This is a genomic window from Klebsiella sp. FDAARGOS_511 (genome assembly GCF_003812845.1).
Classification (GTDB): Bacteria; Pseudomonadota; Gammaproteobacteria; order Enterobacterales; family Enterobacteriaceae; genus Klebsiella; species Klebsiella grimontii.
The window spans coordinates 141,232-163,513 of sequence record NZ_CP033823.1 but is presented as its reverse complement, the minus strand read 5'-3'; the positions used below and the strand labels follow the sequence as shown (position 1 = coordinate 163,513).

Genomic DNA, 22,282 nt, shown 5'->3' with positions numbered 1-22,282 from the left:
TTTAAATGACAAAGATGTCATTAGCCTGTCATGCAGCAAACAGAAGCCATTCGATATAATTAGTGCAACTTATCAGGAAGGCATTATTACTTCATCCATACACGGCATCAGCACAAGCCAGGAGTTGTATTAAAGCCTCATCCCGGCGGAATAAGGTCTGTAGAGTTGTCAGTTGTACTACTGAGGACACAGATCGAAATTCACGGACATCACTAATTCAGAAATGGAGAGTTACCATGAAAAATATCGTCTTAGCATCAGTGTTAGGTTTGAGCTTAATTTCTACGGCCTGGGCCACTGAAACTGTAAATATCCATGAGCGTGTCAATAATGCTCAGGCTCCGGCCCATCAGATGCAGTCTTCTTCAACTCCAGCCGCCATCCAGGGGGCAGCTCCACGGATGGCCGGTATGGATCAGCATGAACAGGCTATTATTGTTCATGAAACCATGAACAATGGTTCAGCAGATGCACATAAAAAAATGGCGGAAAGTCATCAGAAGATGATGGGAACTGGCACCGTTAACGCTTCCCGTCCGGCGACTTCGTTTGCGGCAATGAATGAGCATGAAAGAGCTGCAGTTGCCCATGAATTTATGAATAACGGTCAGTCCGGCCCACATCAGGCCATGGCCGAAGCGCATCGTCGTATGCTCAATGCAGGCTGACGGCGATGGTAGTATCTTTGCAGTCCTGATTTCCTTGATAGATTTTTCCGTAACCGGATATATTGCAACATCTTTGCCCCCTACAGGGGGCATTTTTATCAGATTCTGCTACAGTTAACGGGTATCAACGCTAAAAGGATATTTTTTATGAAAGCCAGAAACACTTTATTTGCAGTATTAATGTTATCCCTGCCAGCGATTTCAGCAGAACATTCAGAAATGAAAATGACTGATATGTCTACCTCAGCTTCGTCACAGGAATATATGGCTGGCATGAAAGACATGCATGACAAAATGATGACTGCTGTAAATGAATCCGATCCCGACAAGGCTTTTGCGAAAGGCATGGTAGCACACCATGAAGGGGCAATAGCAATGGCTGAGACTGAGCTAAAATACGGAAAAGATCCCGAAATGAGAAAGCTCGCGCAGGACATCATTAAAGCTCAAAAAGGTGAAATTGAGCAGATGAATAAATGGCTTGATACTCAAAAGTAAAATTTGCAGAAATGTCACGATAAGCGTGATTTTACATCATTCCTGGACACAGGAGTCTGTTAATCGTTAAATAATTCAAACCCGATTAATTTCGGGTTTTGTATTTTTACGCGCCAAATCGGTAACTGCCAGGAAATAATGACATTCTCTGTAAGTAAGGTAAAAGCATTACTATTGAATAACATTCACCTGTTCTGTCCTTTATAATAGCGAATCAAATCCTCCAGAGATATATCGATAGCTACCTGTTTTAACAACTCCTTTCTCTCATTATATATTTTCTCAAGCATTTCTTCATATCCCTGTCCGAGGTGAATTTGCTTATGGCAATTGCAACACAGCGATATTATATTTTCTTCGACGTCAAGCGAAGTGTTAAAGTCATCCTGCCTGGACATAGGTACAATGTGATGAGGTTCAGTATAATTCAGGGGAGAGTTACGCCTTCTGAAGGTTGGGTGTTCGCCATCGACTTCACATCTGTAACCTGCTTTGTTCAGTGCATTTTTTGAAACCCCTTTACTTCTTGGGTACGAGACGCCATTTTTTACTTCTGTTGCATGTTTCTTTGGTTTAGCTTCCCCTGTATATTCAAATGTCTGCGCGACATCAAATGTATTATTCGCCTCCATGGCGTTGATCAACTCATCGTCTGAGTAATACTCATTGGTGGTTATTTCTTCCGACCCAAAAAAATCCAGTTCTTTAATTGCCTGAACAAGTTCATCACGAATAGTCCATAAGTATCTTTTTGGTTTTTCACCGGTTTCTTTACTCTTCATGACTGTAATGAATTTTGTGCCGGGTGCTATATTGCCGATCCCTTTAACTTCAAATCTGCCAAGCTCTTTTTGAACTCTACCACCGAGCCCGTTAATAACGCCATTAGCACTCATACTGTGCTGTTCGTACTTTTTGCCTATATCGAAACATGTGCAGGAATGATTTGGTTCAACATACCATTTTTTTAACGCCTCAATACTTTTAGAGTCAAAAACCTTTTCATTCATTAACAGAGCTTTCCATTCTTCCACACTGATATCAATGTCGCAGACGTACTCCCCGTCAATTACCTGGCAAATCTTATTGATCACGATCATCCCCCTGTAATAAAAAAATCATCACAATACACAGTTCGTTACCCGGTATGAGTGCGGCCGGGTAACATCTGCAGTATGCCATATTCACAGCTCAGGTAAATCAGAAAAACTATTTTTACAGTACCACAAATGAAATTGTTTCATAAATGACAGAATCTCAGCATCCATAACCAACCATTCCATGTTTTCAGCCTGCCCCAGATATAGTGGACAGATAATTCTGCTCATTATCCGCGACGATGAAACAGTCTCCGGTCAACAAAACCGTACAATACTTTCAATGATCTGCACTTTTAACTGCACAAGCGACATACCATTCAGAACTTAAAAAGTTAACAATGTTTTCATACTGGCGTGTATGCCACATTATTATCATTTTGCGAATAAAAATAACTGGCATAATTGTATTTAATGATAATGTTACATATTGTTAGCCAGGTTCCGGAAAGCGAGAACCGGAACCGCACCTGTCCAGCCGGTATTCCCGTCGATGACCCTCGCTTTTTACTGATTTGTGCCCGACTGAGAAGTCGGTAACTCAGTTTCGGAATCGGCGCAGATGAGTTTCGGGAACAAAATAAATGTTGCCGCGCGCCCGTGAGCATGCCACGTACAGCCTGTTACGGGACGACGGTGGAAGGGTTGCCAGTTCCTGACGGGTCAGAAGCTTCCAGTGGGAGGATCCCATCACAATGCAGACATCCTGAAAGTGATCGAGCCCTTTACTGGCGCCCCAGTTCATGGAATAGCAGCCGTAACGGTGATGTTCACGATAGAAGAGCTTAATCACCGTATTATCGGCGTGCAGGGTGGCTGAGCGCTCTGTATCTGCGATCGTTTCAATCAGGGAGGCATGTATCCCATGGGCAGCGATACGGATGTTCAGTTGCCCGGTGATAAACTCGCACACTGAAGCTGAGCAACGCCATGTCCGGTTGAGCGTGTCCCGGTCAACCGCGAAACCTGCTGCGTCGAAGCGGGCCTCATATCGCGTGATGTCGTCGTGCAGCGTTGAATTAACGTTGCCGTCATGGCTTGTATCAAAGGTATGCTGATAAAAATCGCCGCAACAGAGCACAGTGATTTCCGCGCGGCAGAGCTCCAGCAGAAAATTAAAGTCATGTCCGGCAAAGTCCTGGACTTCATCGACAAGCAGTTCATCATAGTAACGGGCAAGCCGGATACGGATATCCGGCAGCAACCCCCGGGCTGTCAGTAAATGTGCGAGCCTCCGGTGATACAGCCGTCCGGCGGGATCCTGATAATGCCGGGCATTCGTGCGCGGTATTCTGGGTGGGGGCTGGTCGAAGCTCAGGCCACGCGATGCCAGCTGCTCCTGCAGGAAAGGCCGGAAGCAAAAACCGTGCAGAAACTCAAACCAGGTCATCACCCTGATCCCTTCCGGGATAAAGCCAAAACGTCTGATAATCTGTGCCCGCAGATGCGCTTCATTATTCACGGTGAAGGTCAGGAGCAGCGTCCTCCTGTCCTCACTCAACCGTCGTATCAGCAGCGTGGTCTTGCCCGAGCCGGCAACCGCAAATATCACTCTCTTATCCATGCCAGTGCCTCCTGAATATAATCAGGTACGGTCAGCTCTCCGGCGTGCAGCTGTAACAGCCGGAATGCTGCTTCTGCCTTATTGGCCAGCATGTATTCCTGCACCGTGAGTGTCCGGCGGGGTCCGCGGAAAAGCGTATCACACAGATCAGCGTTATCCTGATACAGGCTGATTTCAAATGTGGATCGGGTGTTATCGCGATCAGCAAATACCCGGGAGCGGGAACAAATCACGTCAGCATAGCGTTCATCGCAGTTTTGCTGATAGTTGCCGTCATTATCACGAAGGGCCGCGACGCGATTTTCCAGAAGACGGGCCAGTTCAAGATAACGACGGAAACTCGTTCCGCCGATAGCGATGATGTGAACTCCGTCTTCCTCCGGTGCCCTGCCATACAGGCGGCGATAAAAGGCCTCGATCAGAATAAACTCAGCATCCCCCTCCACGAGCAGCACACGTCTGGCCAGCGCAAATTCCAGTACGTTATTATCCGGTGCTTTCATGAAGAAGGCGGCAGTTTCAGCGGAAAGTTCATTCATCAGTACCGGCCGGGCAGACCCGAGGAGGATTGCCTTACGCAGATCGAGGCGGGAGGAGATATGGCTGCTGTGTGTGGCAATAAACACCTGCGTCTGCCGTTCAGTGGCAAGCTGATTAACCAGCCTCTTCATACTGACATGGCTGAGATGATTTTCCGGCTCCTCAAGCAACAGTACGTGGAGCTCTCCCTGCTGCTGATGCCGCTGCAGCGCAAACTCCGTTTTGATGAAGCACTGCCTTCCTTTTCCACGGTGACGAATGGAAATACCGTCCTCGGTAATGTCCAGATTCGCCTCAAGCCCTGATTTAGCACCGGAACGCACGCCAAACTGATACGTTTCCAGCGTGTCGTTTATGGCTGACAGATGCCGGGTGCAGAAGTGCATTTTCTGTTGCCGGTAACTGTTTTCAAGCCGGTACCGATCGGCCACCGGCACATTGACGCTGTAAACTGTGCGCGTATATTCCTGTGCGGCGTGCTCGTTATCGATGCGTGCACTGTCTAAGAGCAGATGGCGCAGATAGCGTCTGAAGCTGGCGAAATGACCACCGGAGAAGGTGCTGAACCGCACGGAATAGTATTCATAGGGAAAATTATCGGGATCCTGCTGTAGTACATTGTGAATATCCTGGCCGTATTCCTCCGTCATTGGTGCAATACGCATTCTGAGACCATCCGCATTGATACCCGCCAGATTTTGCCTGCCGTTCAGGTCAGGATCTCCCCCATTACTCAGGAAAACGTCAGCTGTCAGCACGGGTAACTGATCGGCGCGGCGCTCACCTTCCTGAAACTGCCTTACTGCTGACTGGGACAGGAGCGATTCCACACCCAATGCCTCGACCCGGTGCCGGCTGTCACTCAGCACAAGGTCAAGGGCCAGCAGAATCGTGCTTTTCCCGGACTCATTGTCCCCGACCAGAATGTTACGGTCATGAGTGAAGCGCAGGTCCAGTTCCGGAAACTTTTTAAAGTTTTGCAGCATAAGCCGCGTGATCAGAGGCATCTTTTATTCCTTTATATACCGCTGACTGAAAGAGTGTCCGGCTGCGCCAGACCGCCTGTTTTGTTTTACAGCGTTATCTTACCCAGTCTTCCAGCACAAGACCCGGTACCCGCTCAAATTCCCGCGTATTATTCGTCACCAGCACGGCACCGGCGGCGATGGCGTGCCCGGCAATGGCCGTGTCGTTCGGGCCGATCGGCGTCCCGGCCATTCGCAGCGCCACCTTAATCTCCGTGGTGGCGTCCACCGCAGCGCGATCCCAGGGCAGGATGGCATCGAGGCGGGCGCAGAACGCGTCGACCAGCTCGACGTGGCGCGGGGAGGCCTTCGGGCCGGTGGCCCCGAAGCGCATTTCAGAATAAGTGATGGCCGAGACAACGATGCGCTGGCCGCGCAGCACCGCCAGCTCCAGGCGCTTCAGGACGGCTTCCGGCTGCTCGCGCATGATGAACGAGCAGATACAGGTGTCGAGCATATAGGTCTTGTTCACAGGTTAAATCGTCCTTCGTCGCTGACAACGTCCTCGCGCTCCGCCATAAAGTCCGGGTCTGCCTTCTCGAACTGCGCGAACGAGCCCCAGGTCGGCCGGACGGGACGCAAAATAATGCTGTCCCCTTCCCGGACGATCTCCAGCTCGCTCACTCCTTCAAAATCCAGATCGCGGGGCAGACGAATGGCGCGGTTATTGCCGTTTTTAAAAATGGATACAGTTCTCATCATTTCCTCCTGGCCGACCGGCCTGTATGACTATGTTCAGTATATGCAGATGCAAAGCATATGTATAGCCATAGCATATGCAGATGGTAAGTATATGCGTATGCCACACCTATGCAGATGCCCGGCATATGGATATGTTGAACCTATGTTGTATTCTCTCTTTTCCCGGTCAGATCCGAAAAAAGGTAGTTCCGGATCTGCCGGAGCCACCCTGGCGCGCAGCGGCACGGCAACACAAGATGTAGCAGTATTCTCAGTTGAAAATGACGCTATATGTTGTGTCTCTCCCCTGCCCCGTGACTGCCTGCTCACCACCATAAAAGGGCGCTTTGCTTATTCCCTGACCATGGTACACTTCCGGAAACTTATCCAAACGTGAAAAGTCGGATCCGGACGAAACGGCAGTCCGGTAATTTAGTGGCGTGACTGTATTTCTAATTATTGTAAGATGAGTTACTATAACTCTTTGCGTCAACGCAAACAGGAAGGATGCGTCAGGAGGGGGGGCATGGCGGGATTATTAATATAGAGGATAGTTAATTGCACACCTCAATTATTCAGGCTTGGGATTATCTGACACACCTATGTGGTCATAAATGGTTATGGGTAAAATTGAATCAATTACCTCGTGGATATACAGGTTCCACTTATAAACATAAATTAGCCATTTACAGTCAAAGCGGCCGCATTTTAGGGACTCTCGATCCGTTCAGAGGTATATGGGTGTATTCAAGTTTCACACCACGCTGTATTCCCGCAGATAAAATACTTACTGGGTTTCAAGACGCTCTGCTTCTGGATCGAGATCTAGCGTCACATTTTCGTTCACAAGGATACTGATCCCTGACATCTGAAATAGGCATTAAGTAACTCAATTGTAGGCGGGATTTCTCAACAGATCATCGGTACAGAAAACCTATGAAAAAGAAAAAAGCGTCAGAACCGGTGTTACTGACAAGCGACAGCGACTGGCACAATAATGCATGTTTAAATTACATGTCGGATCACGGCACAGCGTACACCGAAGGTTACCGGCGGGCTGGTGACATTGATGTGTCTGGACGGGTTCAGAATTTTCTGGTTTATCCGGTGTTGTTTCTCTACAGGCATCACATCGAACTCCTTATCAAACAAATTGTCGGACTGGCTTTGGTACTATCAGAGGTGCCGGATACAGACCAGTACAAAAAAGATAACCATAACCTGAATACCTTATGGCTGCTGGCAAAGAAACTTCTCCCTGAAGTTAATGACAGCCATCGATCTTCTAATTTTCGACTCATCAAGGAAGTCGTTAAAAAGCTTCACAATGCGCACAGGCTAGTAACGGATTTGCGTTATGCCCGGTGAAATGACGACACGCGGAGCTTTGAAGGAATTCAGGATGTCAACACCAGTTGCTTTAGAGAAAAATGGAAACGGCTTCCTATTCACTAGATGCAATAGATAGCGGTCCTCGTTATCTGCTGAAGCAAATATTGGAATTGCATTCAACCCTCAACGACTTCTGATTTTCAAGACAGTGTCTACTTGTACATAACACATATCTGCAGCACTGTGCTGAATTAGGGCCAGATGGCACTCCAGCCCCCTGAGGTAGGGACACATCTTCAAAGATTCCAGGTTTTTTTCTACTACTTTCATCAATGCCATCTCTGGAAGGCGCTGAGTAGTTATCCGCAGCAACCAGCAGAGTTATGTTGCAGACGAATAATGCTGTCTACCGGATACTGGCAGCCCCGACTCCTCTGTACTATGAGACAAAGCTCGCTCATCTCAGTAAATATTACATTCGGTGTTCCGTGTTTTTGCATCAAATCACATCCTGGTTTCTCTGTTATTTAAGCAGTTCAGAACGACTTTTCAGTAACGCTTTCCCCTGCGCCAGCAGCAGGTGATTACACTGCCCTTCAATTTCTACCAGCTGATCGGCAAGCAATTGCTGAGTGTTTGCGCTGAAAGTGCCGTCAGTTCAATTCCCGGATGGTAAGTTTTCTCGCTTCTTCCAGCGGAAGCGCTCTGGAGTAATACCAGCCCTGAGCATAACTCTGTGGCCAGAACGTCTTCAGATAGTTCACCTGCTCCTGAGTCTCTACACCCTCAAACACAATCTTATCTGCAATGGAGCGGAACATCTCATGCAGTCCGGGAAGAAGATCATATCGTAAAGATTCAGTACCAATAGCACTAGTTAGCGATTTGTCTATTTTTATTTCATCTACATCAAGCGCAGCTACCAGATTAAGATTAGAATATCCTGTCCCAAAGTCATCGATGGCAAACCTGACACCATGATTTTTATATTTATCAATGTGAATTTTCATACCTTCAAAATCCCCTCCTTGACGCTCCGTAATTTCAAGAAGGATTGTTTTATATGGGATGTTATATTCAGAAATTAATCCTAGTAGTTTATCCCTGAATTTTTCTGAGTCAAGATCGCTTGGATTAATGTTAACGCTCAAAAATATTTCATTCTGAATAGCAGTATGGATAAATTCTCGGATAGCATGGTTAATGACGAATAAAGTCACATCCTCCTGCAACCCTTCCCTTTCAGAAAGCGGTATAAATACTTCAGGGCTAATATTCCCGAGTCTTTCATCTTTCCATCTGAGCAAGGCCTCAAATCCGCAGATCTGTCCGTCTTCAATTCTGTAAATAGGTTGATAGACCAGCGACAGGGCTTCATTTTTCAAAGCCTTTACAAACCTTGCAGATAGTGAACTATTGAGTTCTGCTCTGTTCATAATGAGAATATAAATCATTAAACCGGAAAGTAGTGACACTGTTACTAATAACATTTGTATGCTCCAGTGCTCTGAAAATATCCCCGTAAAATACCCACCTCCTGCAACACAGAGATCATAATGTAGGCTACATGCCCTAAACACTCTAAACCTTAGTGGAACGCTATCATGCCGATCAAGAAGAGGAGCATCAGGTCCTATATTGAAGTAATGCCTGTCATGCTTACTATTTCCGACAACAGCGCTAAAGTTTTTTGAATACATATCAGTTTCGAATCGTCTGAAGACAAATGGTGATAGGGTCACCATAATACCTTCAGAAATATATCCATTGACGGATATATCATCCATAAGCTTAATACCAAAAAGCCACACTCCTTCCCGCGAAGGCCATTTTTTATCAAAATGTTCCAGACTTAAGGTGGGACGTAAACTCCCCCACAGAGCACTACAGGCTAATTCTCCTTTTATGATGTAGCCAACATCTTTAATCAACGGATAGGGCCATACTACAACCCGAAGATGTAGGATATTTTCATTAGTACATGGACTGTCGCCTATATTCACATGTGACTTTGCAGCAGTCTTGACAGATTCAGTCTGAACTAGGAGCGATTCAGAGCGAACAAGCACATCGGAAGTATAGTCTTTAATTTTATCCCGAAAAATCAGGTAAGCTACGCTCTCAGATAATACAAAAAAAAATATACCAGTTGAAAGAATCGATAAAGAGAGGGCTGATAGATTATGTATCCACTTTCCAGGGCTAATCAAACGTTCCAGCTTACGACTAACCATGCAGATCTCCCCTCAAATTGAAAAGATATAAAGCTATATTTTCGCCAACTTCACTGACCGATAAGCTGGCACTGAACATACTATTCCAGTATACCTATTCTTGCCTTACTCATCACGGGTATGAATCAAATAATGTGACATGGTTCGGATAGATACTGGTTATGATTTACAGAGAGAATTCATGCGTGATTAATAGCCTTGTGAAGGCTCCAGATTTATTGCGCAACTTTTAAGCAATGCATGTAATGCGGTTTTTTACTCGCTATTATAGAACGAATATTGATTTTTTGCTGGGCGATCGCCCCCTAATGTGTGCACCAAAACAAAGGTACTCTTTTTTTTAAAAAAAACAGAGTAAAATGTTGTGTGGTGCCGGCATTACAAAACGAAAGATTATGTTATAATCGGGTTATTGTTGATAATGTTTCGCATTACAATGTGTAACCAGATATCTGCATTTGGGTGGAGATAGCTTAAGATGGATAAAAAATATGATTTTTCGCTCAGCTATGAAGCCTTGACACGAGTATGTGAAAATGCAATATGTGAACATATTCGCAGAGCAGGTTCTCTGGAAGGGTTAGGTTTCGCACTTGAATATACCAAGGCCTATGCCATCCTGGAAGTATGGTCTCTGCTGGCAGCTACTGGCGATACATTTCCAGCTCTCATTGAGAAAGACAGAATATATCTATTGCAGCTAATTTCCGGGAAAAATAATATAGAACTACATTAGATCATATATTATTTGGCAGATCTTCTCAGTTTTTACTAAACGCACGTCAGAATCAGTGAAGTGAGGAAAAGAAAATTTGTTGTGCAATAATAATTCTGATTATTCTGGTCAGTCGGATTGGCCGTAGATTTTCAGTATTCTTGTGCAATGACAAGACGGGATAACTACCGTCATCGCGCCCTGTCTGGAATCAATGACTTCAGTTTTAGATATAAAGACACATTAGATAAAAGTGAGAACAACTCGTCCTGTATAACATGAGGTAAAGTATTTATCATTAACTTACTGAAGACGGAATAACTACATTTATACCCGAAAGCTATTCTCTTTGAATCTACATTAGATTTCTATTATTCCTGATTGCCATAGGCTTTTTTACAGTGCCCTGTGATTTCCTTGATTTCACTTTATATTTTATTATCATCCCATATAATAAAACCAGCGAAATAGATAAAACAACATAGAATAACATAAAAATACCTGTGTTAACAATTAAAAAGGGATATTAGGTCGAGTCCGTGAGGGATTTTAACATATGCGCGAATTGATACAACTCATATATGCTAGCCAGTTTCATCTTTTTCTTTATTTCTTTTATATGATATTTTATAGTATTGACAGTAACTTTGTTTAGTGAAGATGGTAATGCTGCCAACTTACTGATTTAGTGTATGATGGTGATTTTAAGGTGCTTGCGTGGCTTCCATTTCCATCAGATGTCCTTCCTGCTCCGCTACTGAAGGCGTGGTGCGTAACGGCAAAAGCACTGCCGGACATCAGCGCTATCTCTGCTCTCATTGCCGTAAAACATGGCAACTACAGTTCACTTACACCGCCTCTCAGCCCGGTACGCACCAGAAAATCATTGATATGGCCATGTATGGCGTCGGATGTCGCGCCAGTGCACGCATTATGGGCGTTGGCCTCAACACGGTTTTACGTCACTTAAAAAACTCAGGCCGCAGTCGGTAACCTCGCGCATACAACCGGGCAGTGATGTGATTGTCTGCGCTGAAATGGACGAACAGTGGGGCTACGTCGGTGCTAAATCACGTCAGCGCTGGCTGTTTTACGCGTATGACAGGATACGGAGGACGGTTGTGGCGCACGTCTTCGGTGAACGCACTCTGGCCACACTGGAGCGACTTCTGAGCCTGCTGTCGGCCTTTGAGGTCGTGGTATGGATGACGGATGGCTGGCCGCTGTATGAATCCCGCCTGAAGGGAAAGCTGCACGTTATCAGCAAGCGTTACACTCAGCGCATTGAGCGACATAACCTGAATCTGAGACAACATCTGGCAAGGCTGGGACGGAAGTCACTGTCGTTCTCAAAATCGGTGGAGCTGCATGACAAGGTCATCGGGCATTATCTGAACATAAAACACTATCAGTAAGTTGGAGTCATTACCCAAATTGCCTTCTCTCAAACTTACAGAATAGATAAAGAAAATGTAATATTTGGTAGCGAAAGCTTATATAAAGAACACAAAGAGAGAATTATTATGCTTGGTCTGCTAACTGAAGCAATTCGCGAAAACCAATTTGTTGTTTATTATCAACCTAAATATAGTTTTATTAATTCTGATGTAGCCGGCGCAGAAGCATTAATACGATGGTATCATCCAAATTATGGTTTCATACCACCAGACAATTTTATTCCTTTTGCTGAGAAAGTAGATTTAATACATTCTATAACTGCAATGGTTATCACAACGGTCTTCAGTTTCTCACAACAGGTGAATAGCATTTCTTTCTCGATTAATTTATCTGGTAAGGATTTTGAAAATAGTACCCTTCTTAATCATATAGACAAAATGGCTGAACTATATGAAGTCAATCCTTGCAGAATAATTTTTGAAATTACTGAGAGCGAAATGATAACTAATCCAACTTTAGCTTTAAACAACCTGATTAAACTTAAAGAAAAAGGATATAAAATTCACATTGATGATTTTGGGACTGGATATTCCTCTCTCAACTATCTTAGAGAATTTCCATTTGATGCGATTAAGTTAGACAGAACTTTCATTAGTGGTATTGCTTACGATGCACGGGACTTATCTATTGTAAGAAGCATAGTGTCTCTTGGAAAAGCTTTCAGTTTAGGTATAGTAGCAGAAGGTGTGGAAAATAATGAACAGTTTGAATTGCTTAAAAATATGAATTGCGATGAATTTCAAGGTTATTATTATTCGAAGCCTTTGTCAGGTGATCAACTGATTGATTTTTTGAGGGGCCAAAAAAAATAGGGCTGTATGCCCTATTTTTTCATATACTATCGTTTTCCCTTTTTAATTTCATACATTCTTTCGTCTGCATCCTGCATGATAGCAGAGCGTTCAGTATGAATTTTCTCATCATATTCAATAATCCCTGCAGAAAAATCTATGTTGTATTTTTTTTGAGAATTAAGATTGTAGCTGGTAATCCCGGCCCTCAATTTATGAAGGAATTCTTCTGCTTCTTTATAGGTTGACTCGGGTAATAGAACACCAAATTCATCACCTCCTAATCTTGCAACAACGCTTTTTGAACTACTAAGATCTTCCAGCATATCTGCAAAATTGCAAAGTACTTCATTACCTTCTGAATGACCGAAGTTATCATTGATTGGTTTAAAATTATCGAGATCTATGATCAGAACACAGAATGTTTTTTTCTTTTTTTTGGCTTTTCTTAACGATTCATCCGTCATTAGGGCGAAAGAACGCCGGTTACATATACCTGTCAAAGGATCAGTAGTTGCTTCGTTTATTATTCTAAACTCATCCTCTACGATTTCTGCTAAATCTTTAAGCAATAAGAAGTCATCTCTGGTTAATACTCTTGGTTCTGTATCAATAATACATATTGTTCCAGCTATCTCACCATCTGGCAGTCTTACGGGATGCCCTGCATAAAACCGGATATAAGGATCATTTTTAACTAATTTATTTTCTTTGAATCTTGGATCAAGGCTTGCATCGGGCACTATTAATGGTTCACTAAGATCTACTGCTATTGTACAAAATGAATCACTTCTATCTGTCTCTTTTATCTTCAGCCCATAACATGACTTAAACCATTGCCTGTCTCTATCAATTAATGAAACAAGTGCTATTGGTACATCAAAGAGTTTGGTGGCAATCCTCGTCAATCTGTCAAATCGTTCTTCAGATTTTGTATCAAGGATCCCCATAGAATATAATGATAATAACCTGTTCTCTTCTTTATGGTTTGTCATAATTTTCATCTTGAGTGGTTATTGCAGGGTAGTGTTGGTTATCGCTATCTTATCAGAATTGTCCTGGAACTCAATAATCCCAATATCTCATAATCATATAAAACTTAACAAGTTTCCAATACATCATGATGAATAGTGAACTGTTACATCTAATCATCTGTGACCTGAAGCGCTCATTATACACTTCCATGTATTCAGAATGCATAATGATTTGTATATTAAAAATCGCCATAACTTACAATGACTTATTTTTGTGGCACAATTAAAGCGCATCTGTTCAAATGAATGTAAAGACATTAATGCTTGATCTTCATGGTTTCTTATGAAAACCAGTGGCTGAAGAAACGTATGGCAGTTCTGAATCTGAACAAGACGAAACGGCATGAAAGGCTCAAGAAAATTGTCCAGGAAGGTGCATAGTTTCCTTATCCAATATTTTCTACTGAGGGTATATTGTATCAGCTTAAGACAGGAACTGTTGATACAGAACAGAAAAGTTCAACACAGCCTGAATCTGCGCGACGCTAAATTTTTTCCTTCTGGCGAACCAACAAACAGCCCGTTTATAGATAGATTCTGCAGACGACAAAAGGATTAACCCCTGAAATTGCACTGAATTGTCACCTGAAGATGTGCAGGACAAGCCAGATTACTCTGACAAGGGATACCATCGTAATTTAGCAAAAACACCTAAGACCTAAACGACAGCTAAGTACATAGTGCCGGACGGATCATGATTTTTTATTTAACTTACGGACTTCATTTTTCAGCAAATATCTTTTCTCTTCTGTTGTAAACTTATGAAAGCGTTACGCGAAATCCCGCAAGGTTACAGGGGTGTACCAGGCCGGAAATCGCGTAGCGCTCTCTTCTCTTCTTTTTCCTGCCTAACATGTACATCCTGGCATTACTCCAATAATACATATTGTTCCAGCTATCTCACCATCTGGCAGTCTTACGGGATGCCCTGCATAAAACCGGATATAAGGATCATTTTTAACTAATTTATTTTCTTTGAATCTTGGATCAAGGCTTGCATCGGGCACTATTAATGGTTCACTAAGATCTACTGCTATTGTACAAAATGAATCACTTCTATCTGTCTCTTTTATCTTCAGCCCATAACATGACTTAAACCATTGCCTGTCTCTATCAATTAATGAAACAAGTGCTATTGGTACATCAAAGAGTTTGGTGGCAATCCTCGTCAATCTGTCAAATCGTTCTTCAGATTTTGTATCAAGGATCCCCATAGAATATAATGATAATAACCTGTTCTCTTCTTTATGGTTTGTCATAATTTTCATCTTGAGTGGTTATTGCAGGGTAGTGTTGGTTATCGCTATCTTATCAGAATTGTCCTGGAACTCAATAATCCCAATATCTCATAATCATATAAAACTTAACAAGTTTCCAATACATCATGATGAATAGTGAACTGTTACATCTAATCATCTGTGACCTGAAGCGCTCATTATACACTTCCATGTATTCAGAATGCATAATGATTTGTATATTAAAAATCGCCATAACTTACAATGACTTATTTTTTGTGGCACAATTAAAGCGCATCTGTTCAAATGAATGTAAAGACATTAATGCTTGATCTTCATGGTTTCTTATGAAAACCAGTGGCTGAAGAAACGTATGGCAGTTCTGAATCTGAACAAGACGAAACGGCATGAAAGGCTCAAGAAAATTGTCCAGGAAGGTGCATAGTTTCCTTATCCAATATTTTCTACTGAGGGTATATTGTATCAGCTTAAGACAGGAACTGTTGATACAGAACAGAAAAGTTCAACACAGCCTGAATCTGCGCGACGCTAAATTTTTTCCTTCTGGCGAACCAACAAACAGCCCGTTTATAGATAGATTCTGCAGACGACAAAAGGATTAACCCCTGAAATTGCACTGAATTGTCACCTGAAGATGTGCAGGACAAGCCAGATTACTCTGACAAGGGATACCATCGTAATTTAGCAAAAACACCTAAGACCTAAACGACAGCTAAGTACATAGTGCCGGACGGATCATGATTTTTTATTTAACTTACGGACTTCATTTTTCAGCAAATATCTTTTCTCTTCTGTTGTAAACTTATGAAAGCGTTACGCGAAATCCCGCAAGGTTACAGGGGTGTACCAGGCCGGAAATCGCGTAGCGCTCTCTTCTCTTCTTTTTCCTGCCTAACATGTACATCCTGGCATTACTCCAATTCTCCCAAAAACCGTAAAACAGCCATCAACCCGCGTCATGACTGGCTTCATGGAGGATCTGAGCAAAAAAAGGATCCTTTACGTATTTGGTTTTACCCGCAATAATGCGGGATAAGACAACAAAAGGATCCGCGCGCTGCGATTTATTGTCATGGCAGGATCGGCCCGTCAGGTGCAAAATACCTGTATCCATAAACAGTGCGTGCGCTACGTGAAAAATAACTCATGAACAGCATCATTCCCCTGCAGAATTCACCAGAACGCGTCTCCCTGCTGCCGATCGCCCCGGGCGTTGATTTTGCGACCGCGGTGGCACTCCGGCGGATGGCCACCTCAACAGGTGCCACGCCGGCTTACCTCCTGGCGCCGGAAGTGAGCGCCCTCCTCTGGTATATGCCTGACCAGCGTCACCACATGTTGTTCGCCACCATGTGGAATACCGGGATCCGTATCGGTGAAGCCCGGACGCTCACCCCGGAATCGTTCGACCTGGATGGTCTGCGCCCGTTTGTTAGGGTGCTGTCGGAGAAAGTGCGCGCGCGGCGCGGGCGGCCACCAAAAGATGAAGTGCGACTGGTGCCGCTGACGGATGCCAGTTTTGTGCGTCAGATGGAAAGCTGGATGGTCACCACCCGCCCCCGCCGGCGTGAGCCGTTATGGCCGGTCACGGATGAGACAATGCGCAACTGGCTGAAACAGGCGGTGAAGCGGGCTGAAGCTGACGGCGTGCATTTTTCGATCCCCGTGACGCCGCATACTTTCCGCCACAGCTATATTATGCACATGCTTTATCACCGGCAGCCCAGGAAGGTCATCCAGGCACTGGCCGGGCATAAGGATCCGCGCTCGATGGAAGTCTATACCCGGGTATTTGCGCTGGACATGGCTGCCACCCTGGCCGTTCCCTTTACCGGTGACGGTCGCGATGCCGCGGAGATCCTTCGCTCCCTGCCCCCGGCCGGCTGAGATTGGCACGCCTGGCATGACGTCCTGTATTCCGCTAATACGGAATACAGGAGCAGAGCGCATTCAGCCCCCTCCCTGCTCCAGCACACCAGTCCATCATGCTGATGACTGAACCGCCGTAGTCTTTCCCGGTGAGCTGCAATCCTGCAGGCATCAACATACCGCAGACAAGACAGGGCACAATGCAGGCATTCTGGCCGTGCATCCCACGGTGCGTTATTTCCTGAAAGCTCAGCGAATCATCCCGTTAACTGCGACAGTCATTGACCATCTGTGGCCCACATTTTTCTGCCATCCGGCTCCCGTTTCCTGATCGCATTTAGCAGCGTGAAGCTGGCGCCGGGTTATACAAACAGCTGCAGTCTCATCCTGCCGGGCTAAATCTGCAGTACACAGGGGAACGGATACCATCAGGTAACATGACCGTCTCAGCATCCGATTGAGATCTTCGTAAGGGGTATAGAGCTTTACTGAAAAATTGACTGTGGCATGTTATCACCCATGAAATAGTGAACAGACCAGGGAATACCCCCGTTAAACCCGCATGCCGTAGTCAATATCTGCGTATCAAGACCCGAAATCACATATTACAGTCAATATTGTTCGATCCGGGCAGACATGATAGAGAATAAATATTGACTGCGGTATGCGTGATGCATATCACAGTCAATGGAATGTCCTTAGCGGCATACGGCAGTCATGATATGCATATCGCAGTCAATTTTCTGGCTTCATCGCTGAGAGGGCTTCAGCCAGTTTAAGAGGATCGATGCCCGCAGCCTTCAGCGCCTTAATGACTTCGTCATAATTTTGCTCTGGCGCCTTCTCTTCTTCCTCATTGCGCGGAACCTTCACAGGGGCACTGATGAGTTTGGGGTTGCGATAATGCACGCTGAAATAGGTGGCTCGGCCACGTTTAAACTCGGTGTAATCCAGATAACCAATATCCCGCAGCTGCTCCATCGCCTTACGCACCGTGTGGTTCTGCGTATAGACATTTGAGGTGAGATTCAGCCGCTCACGCATCCGTTTCATGGAAATAGGTGCAGGATTCTGGGGAAGACTTTCGATGTAGGTATAAAGCGCCTGGGCTGATTCCTTGCGCTGCAGGGCGTCAATGGCTTTCAGCCGCAGCAGTACCCTTCTGTCCATGTGGTAAAGCTCAAACAGCTTAGGTTCAGCCTTGATCTCAACGATATCCTCGTTGATGTCATAATAGGCTGACTGCACCAGATGGGTGGTCCATCCTTTGGTCTCGCTCTGGAACTTCAACGTAACCGAGGCGAGTTTAAACAGGGAATTACTGATGCGATCGCGCATTTTTTTGTTTGAACGACGGGAGTCAAATCCGCACATCTTAACGAATTCGACGAACGACAGTTCCAGGGTGTCACTTTTTACCCCATACTCCGACATGGAGCGAATTATCCCCAGCCAGACTTTAAAATCCGTGTCCATATCAAGACGCGAACCGGTGATCTTAACGTCAATGTACCCTTCGCTTTTGGCAATGGACAGCTGTACAAGCTCCTCAGTCGCGTCTGTAACGTTTTTCCGGTTCGCCTTGCTCTTCCCTGTTGATTTCAGAGTTGGGACGAAGAGACCGAGTCTCATGAGCGCTACTGGCTGCACGGTACTGGTGCTGTTGACATCCAGCTTAACAACTTCGCCGGTTGTCTTATCAACTTCCTGAAGGTTCAGAAGTAAGCTGTTATTTTCGCTCGTCATCTTGATCCTCAACGGTTATCCACAAAAGGATGTAGTAATACGTATCGCAGTCAACGGATATACATACCTCTGTAAATACCGTTGCATATCACAGTATTAGATTATGCATATAACAGTCAACATTTTACATTCCGCAGTCGATCCAGACAGACGTTAAAGCCAGTTACAGCGCATGCTGGAGCGATCCGGGGATCTCTTTTGGATCTCACTATGATCTCCTTGGGATCAATTATTGGATCGAGACCATGAATAACCCAGATACAAGGCCGGAAGCGCCATACCAGATATCCAGAACCCTGGCCTGATTTTCCTGAATACGCTCTGGAAGATTGAGATCTACAGGTACAACAATGAAACATTGACTGCGGTATGCTGAGTCGTCTTTCCTCTTTCTCGACACAGATGCGGTAAGCATCATACCATAGTCAATATATTACATACCGCAGTCAATTTCATTATAACTGGCTTATCCAGAGCCATCTTTAGCAACCCGACGTACGTGCAATCTGTGAATTCTGTGATTTTCCGCTTCCTCGCCGCTTTCTCACTCCGTGAGATCGCTTACTGCGGCGAGCGGCAGTGATTAATATTGACTGCGGTATGTACTCTTTTGTAATCCCCTGCGTTCTTTGCATCACCCAATGCGGTTCACTTTGCACTTTTTCGTGCACTTTGCGTTTTTATTGTTGCTTTGCAATAAATTCCAAGATTTAATAAAATAATGCAAAGTGAAGATTAAAGGATGTTCAGTATGGGACTCATGGATACACTCAACCAGTGCATAAGTGCTGGTCATGAAATGACGAAAGCAATCGCCATTGCGCAGTTTAATGATGACAGTCCGGAAGCCCGGAAAATAACCCGGCGCTGGAGGATTGGTGAAGCAGCTGATTTAGTTGGCGTGTCATCTCAGGCTATCAGGGATGCCGAGAAAGCTGGCCGGCTGCCGCACCCTGATATGGAAACCCGTGGGAGAGTTGAGCAACGCGTTGGTTATACCATCGAGCAAATCAATCACATGCGGGATGTATTTGGTACACGACTGCGCCGTGCTGAAGATGCGTTTCCGCCGGTGATTGGTGTTGCTGCTCACAAAGGTGGTGTTTACAAAACCTCAGTATCCGTTCACCTGGCTCAGGATCTTGCTCTGAAAGGACTCCGTGTTCTGCTTGTTGAAGGCAATGACCCACAGGGAACTGCTTCTATGTATCACGGATGGGTGCCCGATCTTCATATTCATGCTGAGGACACTCTCCTGCCCTTTTATCTTGGGGAAAAGGATGACGCCAGCTACGCTATAAAGCCCACCTGCTGGCCTGGCCTTGATATCATCCCGTCCTGTCTGGCACTGCACCGCATTGAAACCGAGCTGATGGGGAAATTTGACGAAGGCAAATTACCTGCTGACCCGCACCTGATGCTCCGTCTGGCCATTGAAACTATCGCTCATGATTATGACGTGATAGTTATCGACAGTGCACCCAACCTTGGTATCGGTACGATAAATGTTGTATGCGCTGCTGATGTACTGATTGTCCCTACTCCGGCAGAGCTTTTTGACTACACCTCCGCACTGCAGTTTTTCGATATGCTGCGTGACCTGCTTAAGAACGTGGATCTTAAAGGCTTTGAGCCAGATGTCCGTATTCTGCTTACTAAATACAGTAATAATAACGGCTCGCAGTCCCCGTGGATGGAAGAACAAATTCGGGATGCCTGGGGAAGCATGGTCCTTAAAAATGTTGTGCGCGAAACGGATGAAGTCGGTAAAGGTCAGATCCGTATGAGAACCGTTTTTGAACAGGCTATTGATCAACGTTCTTCAACTGGCGCCTGGCGTAATGCCCTCTCTATATGGGAACCTGTTTGCAATGAGATTTTTGATCGTCTGATTAAACCACGCTGGGAGATTAGATAATGAAGCGTGCTCCTGTCATTCCAAGACATACCACACATACTCAATCGACTGAAGATACTTCATCACCGGCGCCAGCCGCACCTATGGTGGATTCATTAATTGCGCGCGTGGGTGCTATGGCCCGAGGTAATGCTATCTCTCTTCCGGTATGTGGACGGGAAGTAAAATTTACCCTTGAGGTGCTCCGGGGAGACTCTGTTGAGAGCGCTTCACGCGTATGGTCAGGCAATGAGCGCGATCAGGAACTACTTACCGAAGATGCTCTGGATGATCTCATTCCTTCATTTTTACTGACCGGTCAGCAGACTCCAGCTTTCGGCCGCCGGGTTTCTGATGTCATAGAAATTGCAGACGGCAGCCGTCGCCGTAAAGCCGCAATCCTGACGGAAAGTGATTATCGCGTTCTGGTTGGTGAACTGGACGATGAGCAGATGGCTGCATTGTCCCGACTGGGTAACGATTATCGGCCGACGAGTGCTTATGAACGTGGCCTGCGTTATACAAGCCGGCTGCAGAATGAGTTTGCAGGAAATATTTCTGCGCTTGCCGATGCGGAAAACATCTCTCGTAAGATCATTACCCGCTGTATTAATACGGCCAAACTGCCTAAATCCGTTGTTGCCCTGTTTGCACATCCTGGAGAACTGTCTGCCCGGTCAGGTGAAGCCCTTCAGAAGGCTTTTGCAGATAAAGAAGAATTACTGAAGCAGCAGGCTGAGACTCTCCACGATCAGAAGAAAGCGGGACTAATCTTTGAAGCTGAAGAGGTCATTAGTCTTTTAACATCCGTACTGAAACAATCTCCCTCTCCAAGGGTTAATCTGAGCTCACGTCATCAGTTTGCTCCAGGGGCAACAGCATTGTATAAGGGCGATAAAATGGTGCTTAATCTGGATAGGTCCCGCATTCCTGTGGAGTGTATAGAGAAAATAGAAGCCATTCTTAAGGAGCTTGAGAAACCAGGAGTCTGATGCGGACACGCTTTAGTCTACGGTTATCTCCCTTTACTTCATTTCCTTTCTCACAGGCCAGAAAACATAACTGGCCTAAATATTCTCTCTGAGATCACGGTCCCACCTGCATCGTCGGTCAGGTTATCTTTCTGGGACCACGGTCCCACCTGCGTCGTCGGTCAGCTTAGCTGCCTGGGACCACGGTCCCACCTGCGTCGTCGGTCAGGTTATCTTTCTGGGACCACGGTCCCACCTGCATCGTCGGTCAGGTTATCTTTCTGGGACCACGGTCCCACCTGCATCGTCGGTCAGCTTAGCTGCCTGGGACCACGGTCCCACCTGCATCGTCGGTCAGGTTATCTTTCTGGGACCACGGTCCCACCTGCGTCGTCGGTCAGCTTAGCTGCCTGGGACCACGGTCCCACCTGCATCATTGTTTAGGTTTCCAGCCTGGGACCACGGTCCCACCTGCATCGTTGGTCAGGTTATCAGCCTGGGACCATGGTTGCATTGATGTCAATGACGAACTGATTTTTGACATGATTGCATCACGAAGAGCGGAATAATCTTGCAGCAGAACTGAAATATCTGGCGATTGAATAGTAATGGATCGGGATTAGAGCCGAGTATACTGAGTACAATTTGTCAAATTTCGCAGTGTATTCGGTTTAATCTCCTCCAGTTTTTAAAGGTCAATTGCTGCCGCTACGCGCTGTTCAGACCTTCGTCCGGCAAGTAACCAATCCAGGCTATTTTCACAACCCAGGGTGAATAACATCATTCCGTCATCAGCATAGCCACATCATGCATTTCGTCACACTGTATGATCTGGGGATTTCAGAGACATTACTTATCACAGGTTATGCAGATGAATAAGACTCAATAGATTGTTTATCCACAGTG

18 protein-coding genes and 2 pseudogenes are annotated in these 22,282 nt (G+C 45.4%); 10 read left to right on the top strand and 10 right to left on the bottom strand.

From position 1 onward, the window contains the following. Positions 1 to 236 precede the first annotated feature (236 nt). A complete protein-coding gene (silE, locus tag EGY08_RS00880) occupies positions 237 to 668 on the top strand; it encodes a silver-binding protein SilE (RefSeq protein WP_009309902.1) in 432 nt (143 codons plus the stop codon). 147 nt (positions 669 to 815) lie between these two features. After that, a complete protein-coding gene (locus EGY08_RS00875) occupies positions 816 to 1,166 on the top strand; it encodes a DUF305 domain-containing protein (protein ID WP_004187110.1) in 351 nt (116 codons plus the stop codon). Positions 1,167 to 1,351: 185 nt separating this feature from the next. On the opposite strand, the gene EGY08_RS00870 is transcribed toward EGY08_RS00875, so the two are convergent. From EGY08_RS00870 to vapB, 5 genes are all read right to left on the bottom strand, one after another. Next, the gene (locus EGY08_RS00870) at positions 1,352 to 2,260 is read right to left on the bottom strand and encodes an HNH endonuclease (RefSeq protein ID WP_032451458.1); all 909 of its coding nucleotides are present in this window, start codon (positions 2,258 to 2,260) and stop codon (positions 1,352 to 1,354) included. A gap of 544 nt (positions 2,261 to 2,804) precedes the next feature. Further along, positions 2,805 to 3,827 carry a helicase UvrD gene (locus EGY08_RS00865; protein WP_000361404.1) on the bottom strand — a complete coding sequence of 341 codons (1,023 nt, stop codon included), beginning with the start codon at positions 3,825 to 3,827 and terminating at the stop codon, positions 2,805 to 2,807. Then, positions 3,812 to 5,374, bottom strand: a complete 1,563-nt coding sequence (locus tag EGY08_RS00860) for an ATP-dependent nuclease (RefSeq protein WP_004206609.1) — start codon at positions 5,372 to 5,374, stop codon at positions 3,812 to 3,814. The genes EGY08_RS00865 and EGY08_RS00860 overlap by 16 nt, the downstream gene beginning before the upstream one ends. 73 nt (positions 5,375 to 5,447) lie before the next feature. Continuing rightward, a complete protein-coding gene (locus tag EGY08_RS00855) occupies positions 5,448 to 5,864 on the bottom strand; it encodes a type II toxin-antitoxin system VapC family toxin (RefSeq protein ID WP_016236302.1) in 417 nt (138 codons plus the stop codon). After that, positions 5,861 to 6,091, bottom strand: a complete 231-nt coding sequence (gene vapB, locus EGY08_RS00850; protein WP_001261282.1) for a type II toxin-antitoxin system VapB family antitoxin — start codon at positions 6,089 to 6,091, stop codon at positions 5,861 to 5,863. Before vapB ends, EGY08_RS00855 begins: the two co-directional genes overlap by 4 nt. Here vapB and EGY08_RS00845 point away from each other — a divergent pair. After that, a complete protein-coding gene (locus EGY08_RS00845; protein WP_160887026.1) occupies positions 6,048 to 6,470 on the top strand; it encodes a hypothetical protein in 423 nt (140 codons plus the stop codon). The two genes, vapB and EGY08_RS00845, sit on opposite strands and share 44 nt — an antisense overlap. Positions 6,471 to 7,009: 539 nt before the next feature. Beyond that, positions 7,010 to 7,441 (top strand): hypothetical protein, encoded by a 432-nt coding sequence (locus EGY08_RS00835; protein ID WP_174805835.1) that lies wholly within the window; start codon positions 7,010 to 7,012, stop codon positions 7,439 to 7,441. A 617-nt stretch (positions 7,442 to 8,058) separates the two neighbouring features. On the opposite strand, the gene EGY08_RS30945 is transcribed toward EGY08_RS00835, so the two are convergent. Both EGY08_RS30945 and EGY08_RS30940 read right to left on the bottom strand, forming a co-directional pair. After that, positions 8,059 to 8,895, bottom strand: coding sequence for an EAL domain-containing protein (locus EGY08_RS30945; protein WP_032693954.1), 837 nt, complete (start codon positions 8,893 to 8,895; stop codon positions 8,059 to 8,061). A gap of 66 nt (positions 8,896 to 8,961) precedes the next feature. Then, positions 8,962 to 9,639, bottom strand: a pseudogene (locus EGY08_RS30940) (CSS-motif domain-containing protein); the annotation flags it as partial. A gap of 478 nt (positions 9,640 to 10,117) precedes the next feature. On the opposite strand from EGY08_RS30940, the gene EGY08_RS00825 reads away from it, so the two are divergent. The 3 genes from EGY08_RS00825 to EGY08_RS00815 all read left to right on the top strand — a co-directional run bounded on the left by EGY08_RS00825 (position 10,118) and on the right by EGY08_RS00815 (position 12,624). Continuing rightward, positions 10,118 to 10,375, top strand: a complete 258-nt coding sequence (locus EGY08_RS00825; protein ID WP_023292103.1) for a hypothetical protein — start codon at positions 10,118 to 10,120, stop codon at positions 10,373 to 10,375. A gap of 696 nt (positions 10,376 to 11,071) precedes the next feature. Next, a protein-coding gene (locus tag EGY08_RS00820; RefSeq protein WP_223330887.1) for an IS1 family transposase occupies positions 11,072 to 11,769 on the top strand; the annotation gives its coding sequence in 2 pieces (ribosomal slippage) (positions 11,072 to 11,321 and positions 11,321 to 11,769; 699 coding nt in all). A gap of 108 nt (positions 11,770 to 11,877) precedes the next feature. Further along, positions 11,878 to 12,624: a putative bifunctional diguanylate cyclase/phosphodiesterase gene (locus tag EGY08_RS00815; protein ID WP_123828068.1), complete on the top strand. Its 747-nt coding sequence runs from the start codon at positions 11,878 to 11,880 to the stop codon at positions 12,622 to 12,624. A gap of 26 nt (positions 12,625 to 12,650) precedes the next feature. On the opposite strand, the gene EGY08_RS00810 is transcribed toward EGY08_RS00815, so the two are convergent. Together EGY08_RS00810 and EGY08_RS00805 are read right to left on the bottom strand one after the other, a co-directional pair. Continuing rightward, positions 12,651 to 13,598 carry a sensor domain-containing diguanylate cyclase gene (locus EGY08_RS00810; RefSeq protein WP_022064516.1) on the bottom strand — a complete coding sequence of 316 codons (948 nt, stop codon included), beginning with the start codon at positions 13,596 to 13,598 and terminating at the stop codon, positions 12,651 to 12,653. Positions 13,599 to 14,500: 902 nt separating this feature from the next. Further along, positions 14,501 to 14,896: pseudogene (locus EGY08_RS00805) on the bottom strand (GAF domain-containing protein); the annotation flags it as partial. Positions 14,897 to 16,039: 1,143 nt separating this feature from the next. Between EGY08_RS00805 and EGY08_RS00800 the strand changes: the two are divergent. Continuing rightward, on the top strand, positions 16,040 to 16,780 hold the full coding sequence (locus EGY08_RS00800) for a tyrosine-type recombinase/integrase (RefSeq protein WP_001515717.1): 741 nt from the start codon (positions 16,040 to 16,042) through the stop codon (positions 16,778 to 16,780). Positions 16,781 to 17,497: 717 nt separating this feature from the next. Here EGY08_RS00800 and EGY08_RS00795 read toward each other — a convergent pair. After that, complete coding sequence (locus EGY08_RS00795) at positions 17,498 to 18,508, bottom strand: RepB family plasmid replication initiator protein (RefSeq protein WP_064352019.1); 1,011 nt, start codon at positions 18,506 to 18,508, stop codon at positions 17,498 to 17,500. Positions 18,509 to 19,259: 751 nt separating this feature from the next. On the opposite strand from EGY08_RS00795, the gene sopA reads away from it, so the two are divergent. Together sopA and EGY08_RS00785 are read left to right on the top strand one after the other, a co-directional pair. Next, complete coding sequence (sopA, locus tag EGY08_RS00790; protein ID WP_004182032.1) at positions 19,260 to 20,426, top strand: plasmid-partitioning protein SopA; 1,167 nt, start codon at positions 19,260 to 19,262, stop codon at positions 20,424 to 20,426. Beyond that, positions 20,426 to 21,397: a ParB/RepB/Spo0J family plasmid partition protein gene (locus EGY08_RS00785; protein ID WP_004182039.1), complete on the top strand. Its 972-nt coding sequence runs from the start codon at positions 20,426 to 20,428 to the stop codon at positions 21,395 to 21,397. The genes sopA and EGY08_RS00785 overlap by 1 nt, the downstream gene beginning before the upstream one ends. Positions 21,398 to 22,282 lie beyond the last annotated feature (885 nt).